Below are 17,828 nucleotides of genomic sequence, written 5' to 3'. Positions count from 1 at the left end.
CAGGATCAAACTCTCATTTTAAAATTTGATTCTCAGAACTTAGCTTGGCTAATTTCCTTGTTACTGTTTAAAGGTGCATCTTCTCTCAGATGCTGTTCGTGTAATCTTTTGATTACTTGAATAATTCTCTTTAGAATCTTTCAAGGTTTTTCACTATTTAGTTATCAAAGTTTTTGTTTCGCTTGTCAGCGACAACTTCTATATCTTATCACCTTTCTTAGTGTTTGTCAACACTTTTTTGTTTTTATTTTTTCAATTCATTGCTACCAATCAAGGTGCTTTATATCGAATCGTTTCTAAATAAAAACTTGCCATCATCTGGCGAAAAATGTCTGATTGAAGTCTTTCTCACTTGCTAGTTTCCTTTGCTTGTGAGCACTTCGCTGTCAGCTAGATTATAATAGCACTTTTTCTTCCGCTCGTCAACTGCTTAAGCGGATTTTTTTATAAAAAGTTTATTTTTAAGTTTTGATCTTTTTTTCAGAAAATTATATGCAAATCTGTTCTCCACATATCTACTTATATGAAATTATTACATTTTTTTATTTTCCAACAAATAAAAATAAACGAAAACATCTCAATTGTAATTGATGAAAATGGCTAGTGTTTCTAAAAAATCTATAATATCTATTTTTCAGATTCGTTAAATCAAACTGCTAAATAGTCGCCAACACTCTATACTATCTATATTACACCAGATAGCAACATTTCTAAAATATACTTCCAAAAATTTCTTAAAATCTTTAACATGTTATATACGTACGTTATTCTATAGCTCCTGTGGTGAAGAAATCCCTAAGATGGGATAAATCAAAGATCTCTTTTATCTTGCTTTATTTGTATTTCTTTGTCCCATTTTACATACTATTCTATAGATTAAGCTTCGCTCGTTATAACATGTAATCCTATCGTATTCTAAAGTCTTTAAACGTCCCTCTCGATTATCCCTATTAGAAACGCTTTTGTTCCTGTTTGATAATTCCTTATCCCAGTAGGACCTTTTTATCTATGTTAGATTTTTCTTTTTATATCTGTTGATTTTTTAAATTTCTGAATGCTTTAATATTATCTTTATAAACGTGTGTAAAACTAATACATTGAAATTTATTTCATGCAACTATGCAAAATCACTATATGCTAATTTATTTTATCTATACAATATTATTATTCTTTATGTGCAATATTATTTTTATGCACAGTATTATTCTTTATGCACAGTATTATTCTTTATACACAGTATTATTCTTTATGCACAGTATTATTCTTTATGCACAGTATTATTCTTTATATGCAGTAATATTCTTTATGCACAGTATTATTCTTTATATGAAGTAATATCCTACCTACACGACCATTACTCTATCTACGAAACATTATTCAATATAGGCAGTATTATTTTTATCTACGCAAAAAAGGTCCTCGAGAAAAATTTCTCGAAGACCTTTGTAATCTAGTTTAGTACAATTTCAATCAAAAATTATTCGATAACTGAAGCTACACGACCAGAACCTACTGTTCTACCACCTTCACGGATAGCGAATGTAAGACCTTGCTCCATAGCTACTGGGTGAATTAATTCGATTGTCATTTCTACGTTATCACCAGGCATGCACATTTCTGTTCCTTCTGGTAATTGGATTACACCAGTAACGTCTGTTGTTCTGAAGTAGAACTGTGGACGGTAGTTGTTGAAGAATGGAGTATGACGACCACCTTCATCTTTTGTTAATACGTAAACCTGAGCTGTAAATTTCTTGTGGCAAGTTACAGTACCTGGTTTAGCTAATACCTGACCTCTAACGATCTGATCACGGTTAACACCACGAAGTAAAGCACCGATGTTATCACCAGCCATAGCTTCATCTAACTGTTTACGGAACATTTCGATACCAGTTACAACAGTTTTACCAACTTCTTCTTTAACACCTAAGATTTCAAGTTCATCGTTAAGATGTAATGTACCACGCTCTACTCTACCAGTAGCAACTGTACCACGACCTGTGATTGTGAAGATATCTTCTACAGGCATTAAGAATGGTTTATCTGTTTCACGTTCTGGATCTGGGATGTACTCATCAACTGTTGACATAAGTTCCATGATTTTGTCTCCCCATTCTCCGTTTGGATCTTCAAGAGCTTTTAAAGCTGATCCTTGGATGATTGGGCAATCTTCGAAACCATATTCCTCTAACTGCTCTGTTACTTCCATTTCTACTAATTCGATAAGTTCTGGATCATCAACCATATCACATTTGTTTAAGAATACAACGATGTATGGTACACCTACCTGACGAGAAAGTAAGATGTGCTCTTTTGTCTGAGCCATTACACCGTCAGTAGCAGCTACTACAAGGATAGCACCATCCATCTGAGCAGCACCAGTGATCATGTTTTTAACATAATCAGCATGTCCAGGACAGTCTACGTGAGCGTAGTGTCTGTTATCTGTTTCGTACTCAACGTGAGCTGTAGAGATAGTGATACCTCTTTCTCTTTCTTCTGGAGCTTTATCAATATTTGCGAAATCTACAGCAGCGTTACCTTCTACTCTTGCAGATAATACTTTTGTAATTGCAGCTGTTAATGTTGTTTTACCATGATCTACGTGACCAATAGTACCAATGTTACAATGTGGTTTTCTTCTTTCGAACTTAGCTTTTGCCATTTTAAACGTCCTCCTTAATTTGTCTGCCCTATAAAGAGCATGATTTTTATTTAATCGACTATAAGTGATTATAGTAAATAATTATAAGCTTTTCAATACTCAAAAAAATTAATTTGCTTTTGAGTTAATGATTTTTTCTTGAACACTCTTAGGTACTTGTTCATATCTTTCAAAGAACATAGAGTAGTTACCACGACCCTGTGTTGATGAACGAAGATCTGTTGCATATCCAAACATTTCTGCTAATGGAACATATGCTTTAACAATCTTACCATTACCAACATCTTCCATACCTTCGATACGTCCACGACGAGAGTTAATATCGCCGATTACATCACCCATGTATTCTTCTGGCATTGTTACTTCAACTTTCATGATTGGCTCAAGAATAGCAGGTTCTGCTTTTGTCATAGCCTCTTTGAAACACATTGAACCAGCAATGTGGAATGCCATTTCTGAAGAATCGACTTCATGGTATGATCCGTCATAAACTGTTGCTTTGATACCAAGTACTGGGAATCCAGCAAGGATACCAGACTGAGATGCTTCTTCAATACCAGCACCAACTGATGGGATATATTCTTTAGGAATAGCACCACCAACGATAGCTGATTCAAATTTGAATAAGTCTTCACCGTTAGGATCCATTGGCTCAAATTTAACTTTACAATGTCCGTACTGTCCACGACCACCAGACTGTTTAGCATATTTATACTCTTGATCAACTGGTTTTGTAAATGTTTCTTTGTAAGAAACCTGTGGAGCACCTACGTTAGCTTCTACTTTGAATTCACGTAATAAACGATCAACGATGATATCTAAGTGTAACTCACCCATACCAGCAATGATTGTTTGTCCTGTTTCTTCATCAGTATGTGCGCGGAATGTAGGATCTTCTTCTGCTAATTTAGCAAGAGCTTCTCCCATCTTCTGCTGTCCAGCTTTTGTCTTAGGCTCGATTGCTAATTCAATAACTGGCTCTGGGAATTCCATTGATTCAAGAATAACTGGGTGTTTTTCATCACAGATTGTATCACCTGTTGTTGTTGTTTTAAATCCAACAGCTGCAGCGATATCACCAGCATATACTTTATCAATTTCCTGTCTCTTATTAGCGTGCATCTGTAAGATACGACCTACACGCTCTTTTTTATCCTTAGTTGCATTAAGAACGTATGAACCTGAGTTCATTGTTCCTGAATACACACGGAAGAATGCGAGTTTACCAACGAATGGATCTGTCATAATCTTGAAAGCTAATGCAGAGAATGGTTCATCATCTGATGAATGTCTTTCAATTTCATTACCTTCCATGTCAACACCTTTGATATCAGGAATATCAGTTGGAGCTGGCATATATTCAACGATCGCATCGATTAATTTCTGAATACCTTTGTTCTGATGAGCTGAACCACAACATACAGGTACACCTTTATTATCGATTGTAGCCTGACGAAGTGCTGCTTTTAATTCATCGATTGATGGTTCTTCACCTTCAAGATATTTCATCATTAATTCATCGTCAAATTCGCAAATTTTTTCTACTAATTCAAGATGATAAGCTTCTGCTTCATCTTTCATATTTTCTGGAATTTCAACAATTGAAATATCTTCACCCTTAGCATCATTGTAGATGTAAGCTTCCATTTCAAATAAGTCAATAATTCCTTCAAAGTAATCTTCTTTACCGATTGGTAATTGGATTACAACGGCATTTTTACCAAGTTTTGTACCGATTTCATCTACTGTATTGTAGAAATCAGCACCTAAAATGTCCATCTTGTTAACGAATGCCATACGTGGTACATTGTATGTATCAGCTTGACGCCAAACGTTCTCAGACTGTGGCTCTACACCACCTTTAGCATCAAACACACCAACAGCACCATCAAGTACACGAAGTGAACGTTCTACTTCTACCGTAAAATCAACGTGTCCTGGTGTATCAATGATATTGATACGGTTCTCTAATGCTCCTGGTTTAAGCTTAGCATGATCCTGTAATGTCCAGTGACAAGTTGTAGCTGCTGAAGTAATTGTGATACCTCTCTCTTGTTCCTGTTCCATCCAGTCCATTGTAGCTGTACCTTCGTGAGTTTCACCAATTTTATAGTTTACACCAGTATAATAAAGGATACGCTCTGTTAATGTTGTTTTACCAGCATCAATATGAGCCATGATACCAATATTTCTGGTTCTTTCAAGTGGATACTCTCTTCCTGCCAAGATTCTTTCCTCCTAATGTTATTTAACTACTTTACATAACATAAAGCCTGTGATTAAACCATAAAGATTTAATCACAGAATTATCACTCAACTTAATTAAGTAATTAACAAACGTCCTAAAACTAGAATCTATAATGTGCGAAAGCTTTGTTAGCTTCAGCCATTTTGTGCATATCTTCTTTACGTTTTACAGATGCGCCTGTATTATTAGCTGCATCCATGATTTCGTTTGCAAGTCTTTCTTCTTGAGTTTTTTCTCCTCTAGCGCGTGAGAAATTTGTTAACCAACGTAAACCTAATGCTTGACGACGATCTGGGCGAACCTCGATAGGTACCTGATATGTAGCACCACCGATACGTCTAGCTTTTACTTCAAGTTGAGGCATAACATTGTTCATTGCCTCTTCAAAAACCTCAAGGGCTGGTTTACCAGTTTTTTCTTCTACTCTAGCGAAAGCTCCGTATACAATTTTCTGAGCAACTCCTTTTTTTCCATCTAACATGATGTTGTTAATAAGCTTAGTTACTACCTTGTTATTGTACATTGGATCTGCTAAAACATCTCTTTTCTGAATATGTCCTTTACGTGGCACGGTACTTCCCTCCTTAATCATATTTTTCTTGCTAATGCAAGTGTGTTTCTTCGATTAATTCAACGGTACTCACATGTGTCTTTCTAATGTGTTCGTGCGGAATATTTATCTTCATGTGAAAATCCCTTACGGGCAATCCCAACACTAAACCTTTAGTTCTGTTTGTGAGACTATTGCTTGTAAATAATATAATACTATTGCTTACTTAAATAAAATTATTTAGAAGCTTTTGGTCTCTTAGCACCATATTTAGAACGAGCTTGTCTTCTATCAGCAACACCTGCTGTATCAAGTGTACCTCTGATTACGTGGTAACGTGTACCTGGTAAATCCTTTACTCTACCACCACGAATTAAAACAACGCTATGTTCCTGTAAGTTGTGTCCCTCACCTGGGATATATGAAGTAACTTCAATACCGTTTGAAAGACGAACTCTGGCAATTTTTCTAAGAGCTGAGTTAGGTTTTTTAGGAGTAGCTGTTTTAACAGCTGTACATACACCACGTTTTTGTGGAGAAGAATTAGCTACAGATTTTTTCTGTAAAGAGTTATAACTTCTCTGAAGTGCTGGTGCAGTAGACTTTTTAGTTGTAGTCTTACGTCCTTTTCTTACTAACTGGTTAAATGTTGGCATTATTTTCACCTCCTATAATCTTTTCAATGTGTAATTTAATACACACTATTACAGTATATATTTACTCAAAAAAAAAGTCAAGTACATTTATATTTTTATATTCGTTTTTATATTTTTTTTATACTATTTATCATTTATATACAAAATCTTCATGAAATAAAATTCATTCTTTCACATCCATAATCTAATATAAATCTTTTTACATTATTATTTACATTATATTATTTTTCGTATTCAATAAAATCCCATATACTATTAAAGAACACTACAAATACAACAAATTATAGTTTTTACACAACATTTCGACTTTAATGTTTTTTATAAAAAAATTAGGTGATTAAAACACCTAATCTTAAAATTTTATAAAATTTGAGACTCCTTATTAGATTTACTTTCTAATAAGGAGTCTCTTCTATAAATTACTATATCTATACTGTAGTTTAAATTTTATTCTTCAGAATTTGTATCGAATGCAGCTACATTTTGATCGTCAAATAAAATCTCCTCATCCTCAGAAATTTCACTATCTAATCTAACGTCTCTGTATCTCTTCATACCTGTACCAGCTGGAACAAGTTTACCAATCAATACATTTTCTTTCATACCAATTAATGGATCAATTTTACCCTTAATTGCAGCATCTGTAAGAACCTTTGTTGTCTCCTGGAATGAAGCAGCTGATAAGAATGAATTTGTTGCTAAAGAAGCTTTTGTAATACCAAGTAATACTTGTGATCCTTCAGCTAATTCTTTACCTTCTTCTTCTAATTTCTCATTTAACTCTAAGAAATCAAGTGAGTCAACCATGATTCCTGGTAATAAATCAGAATCTCCTGGATTTTCGATTCTTACTTTCTGTAACATCTGACGTACAAGAACTTCTATATGTTTATCGTTAATATCTACACCTTGTAGACGGTAAACTCTTTGAACTTCTCTTAACATATAATCCTGTACAGCTCTTACACCTTTAATCTTAAGAATATCATGTGGGTTTACTGAACCTTCTGTTAATTCATCACCCGCTTCAAGTCTTTGACCGTCTGAAATCTTAATATGTGATCCGTAAGGAATTAAATATGTCTTTGTATCTCCAGATTCTGTATCTGTAACGATAACTTCACGTTTTTTCTTAGTATCTTTTATTGTCGCAATACCTGGAATTTCAGTAATAATAGCTAATCCCTTAGGCTTACGCGCTTCAAAAATTTCCTCGACACGAGGAAGACCTTGTGTAATATCGTTTCCGGCTACACCACCAGTATGGAATGTACGCATTGTAAGCTGTGTACCAGGCTCACCAATTGATTGAGCAGCAATAATACCAATTGCTTCACCAACTTGAACTGCCTGACCAGTAGCCATATTAGCACCATAACATTTAGCACACACACCCATGTGTGATCTACAAGTTAAGATTGTACGAATCTTAACTTCTTTGATTGGTTCACCATCTTTTCCAACACCCTTAGAAATAACTTCTTGTGCTCTAAGTGGAGTAATCATATGGTTTGCTTTTACGATGATATTACCATCTTTGTCTACAATGTTTTCACATGCAAATCTACCTGTAATACGATCTTGAAGTGATTCAATCTCTTCTTTTCCATCCATAAATGCTGAAACATACATACCTGGAATTTCTCTTCCAGTTCCTTCACAACAATCTGATTCACGAACTATCATGTGTTGTGAAACGTCAACCATTCGACGTGTTAAGTATCCTGAATCGGCTGTACGCAAAGCTGTATCTGAAAGTCCTTTACGAGCACCATGTGCCGACATGAAGTACTCCAATACGTCTAGACCTTCACGGAAGTTCGATTTGATAGGCAACTCAATTGTTTTACCTGTTGTATCAGCCATCAAACCACGCATACCAGCAAGCTGTTTGATCTGTTTATCAGAACCACGGGCACCGGAATCGGCCATCATAAAGATGTTATTATATTTATCAAGTCCTGTTAATAGAGCTTTTGTCAACTCATCATCAGTCTCTTTCCATGTTTCAACAACTTCTTTATATCTTTCTTCTTCTGTAATTAAACCACGTTTATACTGTCTAGAAATCTTATCTACAGTATTCTGTGCATCTTCAATCATCTGTGGTTTCTGTGGTGGCACTGTCATATCAGATACTGATACTGTCATAGCTGCTCTTGTTGAATAGCCATAACCCATTGCCTTAACAGCATCTAAAACTTCAGCTGTCTTTGTTGAGCCATGAATGTTGATAACTTTTTCAAGAATTTTCTTGATTTGTTTCTTTCCAACATGGAAATCAACTTCAAGCTTAAGTGCTTCGTCAGGGTTAGATCTATCTACAAAACCTAAATCCTGTGGAATTACTTCGTTGAAAATTAATAAACCTAAAGTTGTTTCAACGAAACCAGAAATCTTTTCACCATTTGGCATTACAGCTGTTCTGTAAACATAAATTGTCTGGTGTAATGTAATTTCTTTGTTCTCATATGCAAGGTAAGCTTGATTCATGCTACCGTATCTATATCCAATTAAATCAATTGGTTTACATAAAACTTTTCTATTATTATCTTCTACATCTTCGAACCAAATGTAATCATATAATCCTAATTCTGCATCTTCATTAGCATTCTTTGGTTCAACTAAAGATTTAATTTCTTCAATATCTGTATAAACTTTATCAGATACTGCTTTGATTGACTTATCATTTGAGTAATCTGCAAGTTTACGCATTGTTAAATAATACAAACCTAAAATCATATCCTGTGATGGAACAGCTACTAATCCACCATCAGAAGGTTTTAATAAGTTGTTAGGTGATAATAACATAAATCTACATTCAGATTGTGCTTCTACTGATAATGGTAAATGCACGGCCATCTGATCACCATCGAAATCGGCGTTGAACGCTGTACATACTAATGGATGAAGTTTGATTGCTTTACCTTCAACTAATACAGGTTCGAATGCCTGAATACCTAATCTATGAAGTGTAGGAGCACGGTTTAACATAACTGGATGCTCTTTAATTACATCTTCAAGCACATCCCATACTTCTGTCTGAAGTCTTTCTACCATTTTCTTAGCAGATTTAATATTATGAGCTGTACCATTAGATACTAATTCTTTCATAACAAATGGTTTGAATAATTCAATTGCCATTTCTTTTGGTAAACCACATTGATAAATCTTCAATTTAGGTTCTACACAAATAACGGAACGTCCTGAGTAATCAACACGTTTACCTAATAAGTTTTGACGGAAACGTCCACCTTTACCTTTTAACATATCAGATAAAGATTTAAGTGCTCTGTTACCAGGGCCTGTTACAGGACGACCTCTTCTACCGTTATCAATTAATGCATCAACTGCTTCCTGAAGCATTCGCTTTTCGTTTCTAACGATAATATCTGGTGCTCCAAGATCTAATAATCTTCTTAAACGGTTATTTCTGTTAATGATTCTTCTATATAAATCATTTAAATCAGATGTAGCAAATCTACCACCATCTAATTGTACCATTGGTCTTAAATCTGGTGGAATTACAGGAATTACAGTCATAATCATCCATTCTGGACGGTTTCCTGATTCTCTGAAAGCTTCAATTACTTCAAGTCTCTTAATAATACGAGCTCTCTTCTGGCCTGTTGCACCTTCAAGTTCTGCTTGTAATTCAGCAGACTCAGCGTCTAAGTCAATAGCCTCTAATAATTCTCTAATTGCTTCTGCACCCATTCCAGCTCTGAACGCACTACCGTACTGTTCTCTTGCTTCCTGGAAATCTGCTTCTGTTAAAATTTGTTTATATGAAAGGTTTGTATCACCTGCATCTAATACTACGTATGCAGCAAAATATAATACTCTTTCAAGAACTCTTGGTGATAAATCTAAGATAAGTCCCATTCTTGAAGGGATACCTTTGAAATACCAAATGTGTGATACTGGGGCTGCAAGTTCGATGTGGCCCATGCGCTCTCTACGAACGCTGGCCTTTGTAATTTCTACACCACATCTATCACATACAACACCTTTATATCTAATCTTTTTGTATTTACCACAATGACATTCCCAGTCTTTTGTTGGTCCAAAGATTTTTTCACAATATAAACCATCTTTTTCAGGTTTAAGTGTTCTATAGTTAATTGTCTCTGGTTTCTTAACTTCACCATGTGACCATTCTCTAATCTTTTCTGGAGAAGCCAAACCAATCTGAATTGCATCAAATTGTACTGCTTGATTCATTTCTTCTTTTATATCTGGCATTTATAATACTCCCTTCTACTCAAGGTCTGAAACATCTAGTGAATCATCAAATGCATCATCTAGTTGTTCATCATCAGTATCTTCTATATTGACTAACTCTTCTTTTTCAGAATCAAATTCTTGTTTTGTAAAGCCATGTTCTTCAAATGACTCTTGATTCTCAAATGCAAAGTTCTTATCATTCCCTATAATTGCATTAAGATCAGTGTTTCCATACTCGCTAGTTTCCATAAGCTGTACTTCATTACGTCCTTCGTCTAACAACTTAACGTCAAGACCAAGAGCTTGTAATTCTTTAAGAAGTACTTTGAATGACTCTGGGATACCTGGTTCAGGAATATTGTCACCTTTTATAATTGCTTCATATGTCTTAACACGACCAACAACATCATCAGATTTAACAGTTAAGATTTCTTGTAATGTATAGGCAGCTCCATATGCTTCTAGAGCCCAAACCTCCATTTCTCCAAATCTCTGTCCACCGAATTGTGCTTTACCACCTAATGGCTGTTGAGTAACTAATGAATATGGTCCTGTTGAACGCGCATGAATCTTATCATCAACTAAGTGATGGAGTTTCAAATAATGCATGTGTCCAATTGTTACTTTACCATCAAAGAACTCACCTGTACGTCCATCTCTAAGTTGAACTTTACCATCTCTAGAAAGTGGAACGCCTCTCCATAACTCTCTATGAGCTCTGTTTGTGTATAAGTAATCAATAACTTCCGGTCTTAATATATCATTATATTTTTCAATAAAGATTCCATCGAAATCTTCAACGCTCTTTCCTTCTTTTTCAGCCCATTCTTCAGCTTCTTCTCTATTGAATGGCCAGTTTACATAATCATTTGCCACTTCAAGAATATCTCCGATATCCTCTTCGTTTGCACCGTCAAATACCGGTGTTTCAATGTTAAAGCCAAGTGCTTTAGCAGCAAGAGATAAGTGAATTTCTAGGACCTGTCCAATGTTCATACGCGAAGGTACACCTAATGGATTTAATACAATATCAAGTGGTCTACCGTTTGGTAAGAATGGCATATCTTCAACTGGTAATACACGTGAAACTACACCCTTGTTACCATGTCGACCGGCCATCTTATCACCGACTGAAATTTTTCTCTTTTGTGCAATGTAAATTCTTACAGATTGATTTACTCCTGGTGGTAACTCATCGCCGTTCTCTCTTGTAAATACTTTAGCATCTACAACAATACCATATTCACCATGTGGAACCTTCAATGATGTATCTCTAACTTCACGAGCTTTCTCACCGAAAATAGCACGAAGTAATCTTTCTTCAGCTGTTAACTCTGTCTCTCCCTTTGGAGTAACTTTACCAACTAAGATATCACCAGCACGAACCTCTGCACCTACACGAATGATACCTCTTTCATCAAGATCTTTAAGAGCATCTTCACCAACACCTGGTACATCTCTTGTAATCTCTTCTGGTCCTAATTTAGTATCTCTTGATTCCGATTCATATTCTTCCAAATGAACAGAAGTATATACATCATTTTGAACTAATTTTTCACTAAGTAAAACCGCATCCTCGTAGTTATAACCTTCCCATGTCATAAATCCAATTAATGGGTTCTTTCCTAAACCTAATTCACCGTTAGATGTTGATGGACCATCTGCAATAACTTCACCTGCTTCAACTCTATCGCCTTTGAAAACAATAGGTCTCTGATTGTAGCAGTTAGACTGGTTAGAACGAGAGAATTTTGTTAATACATATTCTCTTCTGTTTCCATCATCTTCTTTAACAACAATTCTATTAGATTCAGAACTTAAAACAACACCTGATGCTTTAGCTACCACTGAATCACCTGAGTCCACAGATGCTTTTGTTTCCATACCTGTACCTACTGCTGGTGCTTCTGTTGTTAACAATGGCACTGCCTGACGCTGCATGTTAGAACCCATTAAAGCACGGTTAGCATCATCGTTCTGTAGGAAAGGAATCATAGCTGTAGCAACAGAGAATACCATCTTAGGAGATACATCCATATAATCAAACATTGATTTATCGTATTCTTGTGTTTCTTCTCTGTAACGACCTGATACTGAGTTTCTTACAAAATGTCCTTCTTCATCTAATTTTTCATTAGCCTGAGCTACATGGTAATTATCTTCCTCATCAGCCGTCATATATACTACTTCATCTGTAACTCTTGGATTTTCTGGGTCTGATTTATCAATCTTACGATATGGTGCTTCTACGAAACCATATTCATTAATTCTAGCATAACTCGCAAGTGAGTTAATCAAACCGATGTTAGGACCTTCAGGTGTTTCGATAGGACACATTCTACCATAATGTGAATAGTGAACATCTCGAACCTCGAATCCGGCACGATCTCTTGATAAACCACCTGGTCCTAATGCAGATAAACGTCTCTTATGTGTTATCTCAGAAAGTGGATTATTTTGATCCATGAACTGAGAAAGCTGTGATGAACCAAAGAATTCTTTAACAGCAGCTGTAACTGGTTTAATATTGATTAATGATTGTGGAGAAATCGTTTCAATATCCTGTGTTGTCATTCTTTCACGAACAACTCTCTCTAATCTTGATAAACCAATTCTGTACTGATTCTGTAATAATTCACCAACGGCACGAATACGTCTATTACCTAAGTGATCAATATCATCATCTTTTCCGCATCCCCACTCTAAGTGCATGTTGTAGTTAATTGATGCGAAAATATCTTCTTTTGTAATATGTTTTGGAATTAAATCATTAATATTAGCTTTGATTCTTTCAATCTTGCTCATTGAATCATCATCTTGCTCTAATAACTGAATTAAAGCTGGATAATAAACTAACTCTTTAATTCCTAATTCTTCTGGATTTTCAATTTCAGGAACCCATTTTGTAATATCTACCATCATTGATGATAAAACTTTTACATTTCTTGTTTCTGTTTGAATCCAAACATATGGAACTGCAGCATTTTGAATTTCATCAGCTAATTCTCTAGTTACAACATCACCTTTTTCTGCAATGAATTCACCAGTTGAAGGATCTGTAACATTTTCAGCAAGAACTTGTCCACTAATTCTATTCTTTAATGCTAATTTTTTATTAAATTTGTATCTACCCACTTTAGCTAAGTCATATCTTCTTGCATCAAAGAACATTGATGAAATTAAGCTTTCTGCGCTGTCCACTGAAAGTGGTTCACCTGGACGAATTTTCTTGTAAAGTTCTAACAAACCACCTTCATAGCTTCCCTGTGGATCCTTTTCTGTAATTGTAGGATCTTTTTCAAATGAAGCTAAAATCTTTGGTTCTTCACCAAATAATTCTAAAATCTGCTGATTTGTACCAACTCCAAGTGCTCTAATAAACACTGTAATAGGTACTTTTCTTGTTCTATCTACACGAACATTGAAAACGTCATTGGAATCAGTTTCGTACTCTAACCAAGCTCCACGGTTTGGTATTACTGTACACGAAAAAAGCTCTTTTCCAACTTTGTCATGATCAATACCATAATAGATGCCTGGCGAACGAACTAATTGACTTACAATTACTCGCTCTGCACCATTGATAACAAAGGTACCAGTCTCTGTCATTAAAGGTAAATCTCCCATGAAAATTTCATGTTCATTTATTTCATCTGTCTCTTTATTATGAAGTCTTACCTTAACCTTCAAAGGGGCTGCATATGTAGCATCTCTTTCTTTACACTCTGGAATTGTATATTTAACATCATCTTCGCATAATGTAAACCCTACAAAATCCAAGCTAAGATGTCCACTGTAATCAGTTATTGGAGAGATATCAGAAAAGGCTTCTTTTAATCCTTCATCTAAAAACCATTGATAGGAATCCTTTTGAACTTCTATCAGATTTGGCATCTCTAATACCTCTTTTTGTCTCGAGTAACTCATACGCATGCCTTTTCCAGCCTTGACCGGACGTAATCTGTTTTTCTCCATTGACGTTTCACCTCTCGTTTTTATTTTCATTATTAATTATTAACTAGTTTATGAGGCTTTTTTTATCATTTAAGCCTACTGCACCATAATAGTGCAATTTATAGTATACAACCAAACCAAATTAATTGCAAGCTTAAATTACTATTATATACGCGTATTCTCCATTTTTATATATTTTATATATTTTATTATGCCTTCTCTGTCTTTTGTTATCCATTTTATATAAGAAGAAATAGAATTAACCTGCCACAACAATTTTTAAACTTTATATATACAAGAAACAAAGCGTATAGTCTCTAATCTTTTAATCAATCATTTTTCAATAATGATTTCTAAATCAGATTCCATACGCTTTATTCATTATGGCCGCGCAAATCAATTTGACGCTTATAACTTCTATCGTTCTCTATTTTCCTTATACTTTATGCATATTTTATTTCGGTTTTTCAAAATGTAATCTTATATTTTCTAGTTATTTATGGTTTACAATATCAAATATTTCACCGAAAATATGATAAAATGTATAATTTGCCTCTATTTTTTTTCTTGCATTCAAGGCAATTTCTTTTCTTTCATTTTCATTTTTTAAATAATAATCAATTTTTCTTACCAAGTCATCATCATCTTCATAAATCACAAATTCTTTGTCAACATCGAAGAATTCAAATAAGTCCCGTTGATAATTTGTAAGCAAAAAACCACCGCTCCCCATTATATCCATACAGCGAAGTGGTATTCCTGTTTTTATACTTCTTAAAGTTATATTCAAATTTATTTTACTCAGATAAAACACCAAGTTCATTTCTTTTATATAGTCTGCAACCCCCATATTTTTTACACCCAAGACCTCAGCCTTTTTTTCCCAGGTAAAAAGTTTACATCTTCTAGGATATTCTCTTCCAACTCTTTCTAAAATTCTTCTTCTTTCCTTTTGTGTTATTTTCCTATTCATTACATAATTTTCATATATATAATCCAAGCCAAACGCACCTTTAGGCGTACCATAACCAAATTCTTTTTCAAGCATATCTATTATATCTGGCGTCAAAACCTTTTTCACAAAACTATAACCATATATCTTTTGTTGAGCACAAACAATTGCATCCATATAACCATTAAGATATTCATTCTTTTTCCCTTGTATTCTGTCGTAATAATTATACTCTTCATCATACAATTGTCCCATAAAAGATATATCGCATGTAAGTTTTTCCTTATCATATTCTGTTTCAAGCATTCTATCTATTAATTTAGGATCTGTTGGCAGAATCATATAAAAAACATTTCTTAATCCGCCCTCATACAACTCCTTATATTGTGAACTATCAAACAAAAACACATAATTGGTAGGATATTTTAGCTGATATGAATATAGCATAACGTACGGGCAATCATAAACAAACGAAATATATTTCATATTATTTTTATAGCAAAACTCTGATAAAACCGGATAAAAATTATACGAAAAGCATATATCAATATCGTTTTTTTTGCAAAATTCAGTAATATCTCTATCAAATTTATCACTTTTGTCTTCTTGATAATCCTCATGTGCAAACTCAAAAACATTATGTTTCATTTTTTTGAATGCGTCTATCGTCCCTTCTTTCGCATAGCACAACCAATCCAGAAATAGTATATTCATTTTTCCCTCCTAAAAAACATAAAATATCATCTATTATTGACCCCTTGCCGTCCACTAAATTTATTTCTTATTTTTATTTCTGCCATTTATTTCTTTTAAAATTTTTCTTTTATTCTTACCACTTTATATATCAAAAGCTATTGCCAGCATTTTTGTTAATTGTTTAGCCATGGAATAATTTTTTTTCAAAAATTCATATCCATTTTCAGCAATCTCATTTCGTTCCTTCTCATGTAACATATAATATTCTATCTTTTCTTCCAAATTTTCTAAGCTTACATAAACGTCTAACGCCTCCCCTTGTGGAAAAAGCTCTAACACTTCAGTTTGATAATTAGACAAAACAAAACCTTTACAACTTAAAATATCAAAAACCCTAAGCGGAACCCCCGTTCTGATAGCTTTACTTGTAGTATTTATATTAATTTTCGATTCATAAAATATCCTTGGCATTTGTGTTTTAGTCTTTGCTTGTCCACAATTGTTTACTTTAGGTAAGCAACTAGTATCACTCAATGTATATAAATCGACATTGAATTTTTTTGATAACATTTTAAATGTATCAACTCTTTCTTTTGCCGTCACCGCCGCCCCCATATAATATTGTGTAAATATAATTCTATCTGTCAAATATTCATATTTATTTACATCTTCAAACTCATTCATATATTTTTTAATTTTCAACACAAAATCGTCATCCACTATTTGATCTATCATATACGTACCATAACACCACTCTTGCATATCACTGATTCCAGCCAAATACCCTCTATAAAAATCCGGAATATTTTTTTCATATAATGAAATTGGATTTTTTTCTGTATATAAAGATCCCACAAAAGAGATTTCATGTTTAAATTTTCTTTTTTCTTCAAATATTTTTTCTTTTTCCTCAACTCTTGCCCCCAAGGGCAAATGAAACACGCATTTTTCATTATACTTTGCTATCTCTTCTTTTAATTGTCTATCAAAAATAAAAATTCGATTATTATCATTTTTTATTTCCTTTGTATACAACTCTAATACTGGCGAATCCACAACCCATGTAACATATCTGATTTTATAAATTTTGGCTATCTCTGATAAATAAGGGAAAAAATTTATAGAAAACACGAACAATATATTATTACCATCCAACAATTCTGCTATTTCTAAAACTTCCCTTTCTACAGGAAATCTTTTATCATACACTTCCCTATCATACTCTATTATTTCAATTCCAAATTCTTCAAATGTCTTTATAATATCGTCTTCACAAATACTCCCATATCTATAAAACAACATCTTCATATAATCATTCACCTTTCAGGTACATGAATCTTTATTTTCTATCACTATAACAATATGTTTATCGACAAATATGATAAGAATTTAATATTATCTCTGTATACAAAAAAGGCAGGAATCATAATGATTCCTGCCTTTTAAACTTTCAACGTAAGTTAAATACTAAAATTATTTAAGAGTAACTTTAGCTCCTACTTCTTCAAGTTTTGTTTTGATTTCTTCTGCTGAAGCTTTGTCAGCCTGCTCTTTGATAACCTTTGGAGCGTTATCTACAACATCTTTAGCTTCTTTTAATCCTAAACCTGTTACTTCACGAACAACTTTGATAACTTTAACTTTCTGTGAACCAACTTCTGTTAATTCAACATCAAATTCAGTTTTTTCTTCAGCTGCTCCAGCTGCTGCTCCACCTGCTACTGCTACAACACCTGCTGCTGCAGAAACGCCGAATTCTTCTTCGCAAGCTTTTACTAAATCATTTAATTCTAATACGCTTAACTCTTTGATAGCATCGATAAATTCTTCTGTAGTTAATTTTGCCATTATAATTTCCTCCATTTTGAAATATAAAAATT

General features: G+C 34.0%; 9 protein-coding genes. All 9 read right to left on the bottom strand.

The window, feature by feature from the left end; translation table 11 throughout:
- Positions 1-1,477: 1,477 nt before the first annotated feature.
- Positions 1,478-2,665 (bottom strand): elongation factor Tu, encoded by a 1,188-nt coding sequence (gene tuf, locus BMY79_RS06200; RefSeq protein ID WP_022749943.1) that lies wholly within the window; start codon positions 2,663-2,665, stop codon positions 1,478-1,480.
- Between the two features lie 108 nt (positions 2,666-2,773).
- Complete coding sequence (gene fusA, locus BMY79_RS06195; protein WP_022749944.1) at positions 2,774-4,891, bottom strand: elongation factor G; 2,118 nt, start codon at positions 4,889-4,891, stop codon at positions 2,774-2,776.
- A gap of 122 nt (positions 4,892-5,013) precedes the next feature.
- Entirely contained in the window at positions 5,014-5,484 is a 471-nt protein-coding gene (rpsG, locus tag BMY79_RS06190; RefSeq protein ID WP_207637420.1) for a 30S ribosomal protein S7, read from the bottom strand.
- 215 nt (positions 5,485-5,699) lie between these two features.
- A complete protein-coding gene (gene rpsL, locus BMY79_RS06185) occupies positions 5,700-6,119 on the bottom strand; it encodes a 30S ribosomal protein S12 (protein ID WP_022749947.1) in 420 nt (139 codons plus the stop codon).
- 447 nt (positions 6,120-6,566) lie between these two features.
- Positions 6,567-10,364, bottom strand: coding sequence for a DNA-directed RNA polymerase subunit beta' (gene rpoC, locus BMY79_RS06180; protein WP_034226276.1), 3,798 nt, complete (start codon positions 10,362-10,364; stop codon positions 6,567-6,569).
- A gap of 15 nt (positions 10,365-10,379) precedes the next feature.
- Positions 10,380-14,321: a DNA-directed RNA polymerase subunit beta gene (locus tag BMY79_RS06175; protein WP_022749949.1), complete on the bottom strand. Its 3,942-nt coding sequence runs from the start codon at positions 14,319-14,321 to the stop codon at positions 10,380-10,382.
- Positions 14,322-14,793: 472 nt separating this feature from the next.
- Complete coding sequence (locus BMY79_RS06170) at positions 14,794-15,966, bottom strand: glycosyltransferase family protein (protein ID WP_027422177.1); 1,173 nt, start codon at positions 15,964-15,966, stop codon at positions 14,794-14,796.
- A gap of 123 nt (positions 15,967-16,089) precedes the next feature.
- Entirely contained in the window at positions 16,090-17,256 is a 1,167-nt protein-coding gene (locus BMY79_RS06165) for a glycosyltransferase family protein (protein WP_074730599.1), read from the bottom strand.
- A gap of 165 nt (positions 17,257-17,421) precedes the next feature.
- Positions 17,422-17,796, bottom strand: coding sequence for a 50S ribosomal protein L7/L12 (gene rplL / locus BMY79_RS06160; RefSeq protein WP_022749953.1), 375 nt, complete (start codon positions 17,794-17,796; stop codon positions 17,422-17,424).
- Between the last annotated feature and the right edge of the window lie 32 nt (positions 17,797-17,828).

This window comes from Lachnobacterium bovis (assembly GCF_900111325.1).
Classification (GTDB): domain Bacteria; phylum Bacillota; class Clostridia; order Lachnospirales; family Lachnospiraceae; genus Roseburia; species Roseburia bovis_A.
This window is presented reverse-complemented; position numbering and strand designations above follow the sequence as displayed.

Bases quoted from the DNA above. Each gene is read 5' to 3' on its own strand.
- tuf (WP_022749943.1), bottom strand. From the start codon at position 2,665: ATGGCAAAAGCTAAGTTCGAAAGAAGAAAACCACATTGTAACATTGGT.
- BMY79_RS06170 (WP_027422177.1), bottom strand. From the start codon at position 15,966: ATGAATATACTATTTCTGGATTGGTTGTGCTATGCGAAAGAAGGGACG.
- rpsL (WP_022749947.1), bottom strand. From the start codon at position 6,119: ATGCCAACATTTAACCAGTTAGTAAGAAAAGGACGTAAGACTACAACT.
- rpoC (WP_034226276.1), bottom strand. From the start codon at position 10,364: ATGCCAGATATAAAAGAAGAAATGAATCAAGCAGTACAATTTGATGCA.
- rplL (WP_022749953.1), bottom strand. From the start codon at position 17,796: ATGGCAAAATTAACTACAGAAGAATTTATCGATGCTATCAAAGAGTTA.
- BMY79_RS06165 (WP_074730599.1), bottom strand. From the start codon at position 17,256: ATGAAGATGTTGTTTTATAGATATGGGAGTATTTGTGAAGACGATATT.
- BMY79_RS06175 (WP_022749949.1), bottom strand. From the start codon at position 14,321: ATGGAGAAAAACAGATTACGTCCGGTCAAGGCTGGAAAAGGCATGCGT.